The 6,295-nt window shown below is 73.3% G+C and carries 6 protein-coding genes, 2 tRNA genes and 2 pseudogenes; 3 read left to right on the forward strand and 7 right to left on the reverse strand.

Features of this window, described 5'->3' with window-relative positions:
• The coding region (locus AC2W7G_RS07575) for a MarR family winged helix-turn-helix transcriptional regulator (protein WP_485867895.1) at positions 1 to 255 on the forward strand (255 nt) is incomplete at its 5' end.
• A gap of 1 nt (position 256) precedes the next feature.
• Here AC2W7G_RS07575 and AC2W7G_RS07580 read toward each other — a convergent pair.
• Entirely contained in the window at positions 257 to 1,225 is a 969-nt protein-coding gene (locus AC2W7G_RS07580) for a hypothetical protein (protein WP_485867896.1), read from the reverse strand.
• A gap of 278 nt (positions 1,226 to 1,503) precedes the next feature.
• Here AC2W7G_RS07580 and AC2W7G_RS07585 point away from each other — a divergent pair.
• Positions 1,504 to 2,367: pseudogene (locus AC2W7G_RS07585) on the forward strand (DUF222 domain-containing protein); the annotation flags it as partial.
• A 103-nt stretch (positions 2,368 to 2,470) separates the two neighbouring features.
• Positions 2,471 to 2,698: an HNH endonuclease signature motif containing protein gene (locus AC2W7G_RS07590; protein ID WP_485867900.1), complete on the forward strand. Its 228-nt coding sequence runs from the start codon at positions 2,471 to 2,473 to the stop codon at positions 2,696 to 2,698.
• A 43-nt stretch (positions 2,699 to 2,741) separates the two neighbouring features.
• On the opposite strand, the gene AC2W7G_RS07595 is transcribed toward AC2W7G_RS07590, so the two are convergent.
• The 6 genes and pseudogenes from AC2W7G_RS07595 to AC2W7G_RS07620 form a co-directional block, all read right to left on the reverse strand.
• A tRNA-Phe gene (locus AC2W7G_RS07595) sits at positions 2,742 to 2,818 on the reverse strand.
• Between the two features lie 46 nt (positions 2,819 to 2,864).
• Positions 2,865 to 4,216, reverse strand: a pseudogene (locus AC2W7G_RS07600) (M20/M25/M40 family metallo-hydrolase).
• Positions 4,217 to 4,351: 135 nt separating this feature from the next.
• Positions 4,352 to 4,425 (reverse strand) — tRNA-Asp (locus tag AC2W7G_RS07605).
• Positions 4,426 to 4,541: 116 nt separating this feature from the next.
• On the reverse strand, positions 4,542 to 5,150 hold the full coding sequence (locus AC2W7G_RS07610; RefSeq protein ID WP_485867897.1) for a glutamate--tRNA ligase family protein: 609 nt from the start codon (positions 5,148 to 5,150) through the stop codon (positions 4,542 to 4,544).
• Positions 5,054 to 5,431: a glutamate--tRNA ligase family protein gene (locus AC2W7G_RS07615; RefSeq protein ID WP_485867898.1), complete on the reverse strand. Its 378-nt coding sequence runs from the start codon at positions 5,429 to 5,431 to the stop codon at positions 5,054 to 5,056. Before AC2W7G_RS07615 ends, AC2W7G_RS07610 begins: the two co-directional genes overlap by 97 nt.
• A 29-nt stretch (positions 5,432 to 5,460) precedes the next feature.
• Positions 5,461 to 6,295 (reverse strand): hypothetical protein (locus AC2W7G_RS07620; RefSeq protein ID WP_485867899.1); only part of this gene is annotated, 835 nt, incomplete at its 5' end.

Genomic DNA, 6,295 nt, shown 5'->3' on the forward strand with positions numbered 1-6,295 from the left:
ACCACGGTGATCGACCGGCTGGTCGCGTCGGGCCACGCCGAGCGCGAGCCCGACCCGGGCGACCGCCGGCGCACCATCGTGCGTCCGACCGAGAGCGCGCGCACCGACGGACGCGCGATGTTCCAGCCGCTCGGGGACGCGATGAGCGTGGTCGTGGACGAGCTCGACGACGCCGAGCTCGAGGTCGTCACGCGCTTCCTGCGCCGCGCGATCGAGGCGACGACGGAGGCCGCCGAGGCGGCCCAGGACGCCTAGGTCAGCTCAGGTTCGGGCCGTAGACCTTGTGACCGGCCGAGCGGGTCGACGTCGGGCGGTAGTACCGGCGGTGCGCCGTGACGACGACCTGCAGGAACTGGCCCTTCATCCGCTTGGTGATCTTCAGCCGGGACGTCGTCGCACCCTTGATCGGCTTGCTGTTCAGCAACCACTGGTAGGTGAAGCGCGTCGGGCGCGGCGACCAGGCGTCGACCTTCGCTCGCACCGTCCTGCCGACCTCCGGCAGGAACGACTCGATGTCGGGGTAGCCCCGCTTCGTGTAGGTCAGGCCCTCGACGATCGACGGACGGCTCGTCGCGACGGCGCGCTCGAAGCCCGGCTCGTCGAGGATCACGCGTGTCTGCAGTCGCTTGCCCATCGCGGTGCGGGGGACGACCACGTCGTCAACGCTGCTGGATCGGAAGACCTTGCCGTTCAGCAGCCACTGGTACGTGAAGCGGGCGTCGGTGCCCCAGGCCGGGTCCGGCGCCGGCGACCACACGCCGTGCAGCACGACCCAGGACTTGATCCCGGCGTCCGCGTTGACCACGAGCGGTGGGATCCGGACGGTACGCTTCCGCGGCAGGGTGACGACGGCGCTGGTCGACGTCGTGGACGCGCGGAGGTCGCCGTCCACGTCCCGTTCGGCCTCGACGTCCACCCGCAGACGGTGCCCGAGGTAGGCCTGTGGAACCGGCCACTGCGCGTCACCGCTCGAGCCGACGTAGGCGTCGTCCAGGTACCAGCGGAAACGCAGGCGGGTGGGGGAGGGCGACCAGGAGCCGACGGTCTTGACCCGGACCTTCTGGCCGACGGCCGGACGGGTGAGCTCGACCGACGGGACGGCGTCGAACGGGCGGGCGGGCCCCACGATGACGGGCGGCTCCACCGCAGCGGCGGTGGTGGGCGCGGCCAGCGCGCCGCCCAGGAGGGCGAGCAGCAGCGGCAGGGCGATGAAGGGTCGGCGCATGGGGTCCCCCGGTCTCGAGCGTCGGCTCGCCGAGGCTACGGGACGGCGAGCCGTCGTGGGTCCGAATCGGTCGATCCACAGCACCGGTCGGAGCCTCGTCCTTGTCGGTGGCGGCGCCTACGATGGGAACATCAGTTCGATTCGGGGGAATCATGGTCGCTGAGCTCGTGCACACGGAGTCGCCGCTGGCGTTCCTGGACGAGCTCGAGCGTGCCCTCGACGGGGCTGGTCCGACGGCGTACCTGGATCAGTCGCCGACGCAGGCGCGACAGACCGCGATGCGGATCCAGCGGCTGCAGGCCCGCCTGGCCGCGCACAGTGCGGCGGCGGTGCGGGCGGTGGACGCGTTGGTGCCGGTGGGTCTTGGCGGGTCCACCGGCACCGCGGACCTGCTGGCCCGTGACTTCGGGCGCGACCGTCGGGCGGCGGGACGTCAGGTGCGGCTGGCGCAGTCGTTGGGTGAGCGGACCTCGACGGAGCGCGCGCTGGCCGAGGGGCTGATCACCGAGGCCCAGGCGGTGGTGATCGTCAACGCGCTGCGCGGCGTCCCGGCCGAGCACCGTGACCGCTGCGAGCAGACCCTGATCGCCGCAGCGCAGGCGCTGTCCGCGAAGGACCTGTCCCGGCGGGCGAAGCGGATCGCCGACGTCTACGCGCCCAAGGCCGAGGTCGACCGATTGGAGAACGAGTCGCTCCAGAAGCAGGAAGCCCGCGCGTGGGAGCGGACGTCGTTCTGGATGGTCGACGACCGCGACGGCACCTGGCGCGGCGAGTTCGTCCTGCCCGACCTCCAGGCCGAGCTGCTCAGGACCATGCTCGACGCGTTCATCACACCCCGGCAGGGCGAGTCGCCGGTCCCTGAGCCGGTCGAAGGGACGCAGACCGGCTTCGACCGGCTCACCCATCGCCAGGGCCACGCCTTCGCCCACCTGATCGAGACGATGCCCGTCGACGGCCTCCCGCAGTCCGGCACGACCGCGGCGACTCTCGTGGTCACGACCGACCTGAAGGACCTGCAGTCCGGACTCGCCGCCGCGACCATCGCCACCGGCACCCGGCTCTCGGCCGGCGAGACCCGCCGGCTCGCCTGCTCGGCCGGCATCATCCCGGCCGTCCTCGACGGTCACAGCGTCCCGCTCGACCTCGGACGGTCCAAGCGGCTGTTCAGCAAGCACCAGAAGACCGCCCTCGGACTCCGCGACCTGGGCTGCGTCGCCCCGGGAAAGGAACCGTCGCACCAAGGGCATAGCCGCGACGGCGGACCGACCACCCGCCTGGTCCGAGGTCCACCACCCCATCCCGTGGAGCCAGGGCGGCCCCACCGACCTCGACAACGCCGTCCTGCTCTGCCCTCGACACCACCACCAGGCCCACCGAGAACACTGGCAGTTCCGACGCGACCAGCACGGCCACGTCCAGACCCGCGCACCCGACGGCCAGTGGAAGGACGACGGACGATGGCGCGCCCGGTGACGCGACGAAGCCCCCGCACCGGGGTGCGAGGGCTTCGTCGTGGTGGTGGCCAGGGCCGGGGTCGAACCGGCGACCTACCGCTTTTCAGGCGGTCGCTCGTACCAACTGAGCTACCTGGCCGTGCTTGCGAGCAAGCGACGACCACCCTACCCGATGCGCTTTCGGCTCAGGAAATCGGTCCCAGCTCGGCCAGCCGCTGCAGCAGCAGTGTCTCGGCCAGGCAGACGCGCTCGAACTCGGCCAGGTGCAGGCCCTCGTCGATGCCGTGGGCGCGGGTGTCAGGGTCCTCGACGCCGGTGACCAGCACCGCCGCGTCCGGGAAGATCCGGGCGAACTCGGCGATGAACGGGATCGAGCCGCCCATGCCCATGTCGACCGGCTCGGTGCCGTCCCAGGCCTCGCGGAAGGCGCTGCGCGCCGCGTCGTACGCGGGGCCCGTCGCGTCGACCGCGTACGGCGAGCCGACCTCGCCCCGGGTCACCTCGACCGTCGCCCCGAACGGCGCGTGCTGCTCCAGGTGGCGCTGCAGGGCGTCCAGGTGTGCCTCGGCGTCGCCGCCCGGCGCGACGCGCATGCTGATCTTCGCCCGGGCCGACGGGGCGAGCGTGTTGGACGCGACGTCGACCGGGGTCGCGTCGATGCCGATGACGCTGATCGCCGGCTCGGCCCACAGGCGCTGCACGACCGACCCGGTGCCGATCTGCTCGACGCCGTCCAGGACGCCGGACTCGGCCCGCAGACGGTCCTCGGGGTACGTCAGGTCGGCCGCCGTGCCGTGGTGCAGGCCCTCGACCGCGACGGAGCCGTCCGCGTCGTGCAGGGTCGCGACCAGGCGGCAGAGCGTCGTCAGCGCGTCCGGCACCACGCCGCCCCACATGCCCGAGTGCACCGCGTGGTCGAGCGTCCGCACCGTGACGTCGCAGTCGACCAGGCCGCGCAGCGACACGGTCAGCGCCGGCACGCCCACGTCCCAGTTGGCCGAGTCGGCGATGACGATGGCGTCGGCGGCCAGCTCGTCGCGGTACGTGGTGAGCAGCTCGACGAGCGTGGGGGAGCCGGACTCCTCCTCGCCCTCGACGAACACGGTCACGCCGACTGGCGGGTTGCCGTCGTGAGCGCGGAACGCGGCCAGGTGGGCGGCGATGCCGGCCTTGTCGTCGGCGGCGCCGCGCGCGTAGAGCCGGCCGCCGCGCTTCGTCGGCTCGAACGGCGGGGACGTCCACAGCCGCTCGTCGCCCACCGGCTGGACGTCGTGGTGCGCGTACAGCAGCACCGTCGGGGCGCCTCCGGAGCCGGGTGGTGGGCGATGACCGCCGGGGCGCCGTCGCCGACCGACACGATCGAGGTCTGCGCGAACCCGGCCTCGCGCAGCAGGCGCTCGACCTCGGTCGCCGAGCGGCGCACGTCGTCACGGTGCTCGGGCTGGGCCCACACCGAGGGGATGCGCACCAGGTGGTCGAGGTCGGACAGCACGCTCGGCAGGACGTCGTGCAGGCGGGCGGTGAGGGCGTCGGACATGGGTTCACCCTGCCACGAGCGCTCCGCGACCGGCTCGGGGACCGACCCTGCCACCGGTTCACGGACCGACGTCTCGACGAGCGGGTGCGAAAACGCCGAGAGGCCGGTCTCTCGACCGGCCTCTCGGCGTTCCTGCGACCCCGACGGGACTCGAACCCGCGACCTCCGCCGTGACAGGGCGGCGCGCTAACCAACTGCGCCACGGGGCCATGATGCTGTTCCTGCTGCGGCCCTGCTCTCGCTGAGCCGACGGCAACTCTAACCTACCCCTCCGTCGACACCAAAACGGGGGTCCCCTCGTCGTCCCGGAGAGGACGGGGGAGGGTCAGGACGCCGGGTCCGGAGGCACCACGACCCACGGCTCGCGAGGGAGCCGGGCGAGGGCGAAGCCGGGCAGCATCTGCGCCGGCGAGGCCCCGGACAGGCCGAGCGAGCCGGCGATCATGGCCAGCACGTCGACGCCGAGGTCCTCCAGCTCGCGTCGTGTCACCGCTCCGTCGCGCTTGGCCAGGCGGCGGCCGTCGGTGTTGAGCGCGAGCGGGACGTGCGCGTAGACCGGGGTGGGCAGCCCCAGCAGGTCGGCCAGGTACGCCTGGCGCGGGGACGAGCTGAGCAGGTCGTCGCCGCGCACGACCTGGTCGATCCCCTGGTCGGCGTCGTCCACGACGACGGCGAGGTTGTAGGCCGGCACCCCGTCGTTGCGGCGCAGCACGAAGTCGTCCACCAGCCCCTCGTAGCGGCCGTGCAGGACGTCCTGCACCGACCAGCGGGTGACCCCGGCCCGGAGGCGGACCGCGGCCGGACGCTCCCGGCCGGCGCAGGCCCGCTCGTCGTCGGTCAGGTGCCGGCACGTGCCCCGGGTGAGGCGCCGGGGGGGCGGCGTTGGCGGCGGCGGACGCGGCCTCGGCCGATCTCGCGCCGCGTGCAGAAGCACTCGTAGGTGAGCCCGGCCTCGGTGAGCCGCTGGATCGCGGCCACGTGGACGTCGGTGCGGGTGGACTGCAGGAGCGCCTCGCCGTCCCAGTCCAGGCCGAGCGCGCGCAGGTCCTCGAGCTGACGCTCGGCCGAGCCGGGCCGCACCCGGTCGATGTCCTCGACCCGGACGAGGAAGTCACGTCCGGTCGAGCGGGCGAACAACCAGGCCAGCAGCGCGGTGCGCAGGTTGCCGACGTGCAGGTCGCCCGACGGGCTGGGGGCGAAGCGTCCGGCGGGCACGCCCCCCAGCGTGCCACGCCGGACGCGCCTCACCGCGCCAGGACCGAGCGGAACGGCTCGGTGCCGAGGGCCAGCTCGAGTCCCGCGATGCCCGAGTGCTGCTGGGCGAAGGCCAGCTCGCGGCCCAGGTCGCCGATGTTGTTGGACAGCGGCAGCGGCGCCAGGCCGAGGGTCGAGAGCGTGCCGACCGCGAGGCCACCGCCGGACAGGAAGCCCGAGCCCGAGTCGCCAGGGACGCCGGGCGTCACGGTGTAGACCGGGTGCGACCAGCCGCCGTCGGCGGCCGCGTCGCCCAGGCTGGTGCCGAGGTGCGGCGAGAGCAGCTCCAGGCCGCCGCGCAGCGAGCTGTTGCCGTAGGTGAAGACGCGGTCACCGGCGCGGGTGCCGTCGGTGTCGAGGCCGGTCGGGCCGCCCCAGAACGGGACCGACGGGTTGACCTCGGCGACGTCCGCCGGGTCGACCTTCACGAGGGCGAAGTCGTTGTAGGCACAGGTGTTGGCGTCGGTCGTGCCTAGCGCGTGCATCGTGCGCCAGGACGAGTAGGCCAGCGTGCCGCGACCCAAGACCGTGCCCTCCGAGAGCAGGCTGCCGCCCTCGTTGAACGTCACCGGCGTGCCCAGCGGCAGCGACGCGGCCTCGCAGCCGTTCGTGTCGGTGGCCTCGCCCAGGCCGGCGCAGTGCGCCGCGTAGCCGACGTAGACGTTCGCGTCGGCATCGGTGAAGACGAAGTTGGCGGTGCACTGGGCGCCGTCGGTGTACATCTGCGTGCCGGGCGTGATGGCGGCGGCGTCGCCGGCGCCCAGGTACCAGCGGCTCCGGCGGGTGCGGGGCGAGGCGACCACGAGGGCCGTGGCGGCGGACGCG

Source organism: Aeromicrobium sp. PFPM2_SD2, assembly GCF_057364525.1.

Excerpts from the sequence above, each read along its gene's own strand:
- AC2W7G_RS07580 (WP_485867896.1), bottom strand. The coding sequence starts at position 1,225 with ATGCGCCGACCCTTCATCGCCCTGCCGCTGCTGCTCGCCCTCCTGGGC.